Origin of the sequence: Klebsiella sp. A-Nf5 (assembly GCF_002810545.1) — a bacterium.
GTDB lineage: Bacteria > Pseudomonadota > Gammaproteobacteria > Enterobacterales > Enterobacteriaceae > Klebsiella > Klebsiella variicola.
Window position 1 is genome coordinate 1 of record NZ_PIOG01000085.1, and the last position, 933, is coordinate 933.

At 63.9% G+C, this 933-nt stretch carries 1 protein-coding gene and 2 pseudogenes; 2 read left to right on the forward strand and 1 reads right to left on the reverse strand.

Annotated features, from left to right (window positions below; translation table 11 throughout):
• Both CWM53_RS08775 and ulaD read left to right on the forward strand, forming a co-directional pair.
• Positions 1–311: FGGY-family carbohydrate kinase (locus CWM53_RS08775; RefSeq protein WP_264755253.1), on the forward strand; the 311-nt coding region annotated here is incomplete at its 5' end.
• A pseudogene (ulaD, locus tag CWM53_RS08780) lies at positions 308–823 on the forward strand (3-keto-L-gulonate-6-phosphate decarboxylase UlaD); the annotation flags it as partial. The gene CWM53_RS08775 and the pseudogene ulaD, both read left to right, overlap by 4 nt.
• On the opposite strand, the pseudogene CWM53_RS08785 reads toward ulaD, so the two are convergent.
• Positions 812–933, reverse strand: a pseudogene (locus CWM53_RS08785) (D-alanyl-D-alanine-carboxypeptidase/endopeptidase AmpH); the annotation flags it as partial. The pseudogenes ulaD and CWM53_RS08785 sit on opposite strands and share 12 nt — an antisense overlap.

The following is a 933-nucleotide window of genomic DNA, read 5'->3' on the forward strand; positions in this document are numbered from 1 at the left end:
CCCTGCGCGTCACCGGCGGCCCGGCGCACTCCGACGTCTGGATGCAGATGCTGGCGGACGTCAGCGGCCTGCGCGTCGAGCTGCCGCAGGTAGAGGAGACCGGCTGCTTTGGCGCCGCGCTCGCCGCCCGGGTCGGCACTGGCGTTTATCGCGATTTCAACGATGCCTGCCGCCACCTTCAGCACCCGGTGCGCACGCTGCTGCCTGACATGGCCGCCCACGCGCGCTACCAGCAAAAATATTGCCATTACCAACATTTGATTGAAGCACTACAGGGCTACCACGCCCGTATTAAGGAGCATGCATTATGAGCCGACCATTACTGCAACTGGCGCTCGACCATACCAGCCTTGAAGCGGCCAGCCGCGATGTCACCCTGCTACAGGACCACGTCGATATCGTTGAAGCCGGCACCATCCTCTGCTTAACAGAAGGCCTTAGCGCGGTGAAAGCCCTGCGCGCCCAGTGTCCGGATAAAATCATCGTCGCCGACTGGAAGGTTGCCGATGCGGGAGAAACGCTGGCTCAGCAGGCCTTTGCCGCTGGCGCCAACTGGATGACCATCATCTGCGCCGCGCCCCTCGCCACGGTGGAAAAGGGCCACGCCGTCGCGCAAAGCTGCGGCGGTGAAATACAGATGGAGTTGTTTGGCAACTGGACGCTGGATGACGCTCGCGCCTGGTACCGCACCGGCGTCCGCCAGGCGATTTACCATCGCGGCCGCGACGCCCAGGCCAGCGGACAACAGTGGAGTGACGTCGATCTGGCGCGGATGAAAGCGCTCTCAGATATCGGCCTTCAGCTGTCGATCACCGGCGGCGTTGGAGAGGGCGTCCGCCAGTAAATCGAAGGCCAGGTTGGAGTAGGCGGCCTGCGAGCCGGGCGCCGTCTTCAGGGTTGCGGTAGAGAGCCAGTTCCAGCGCTGCTGGCGGG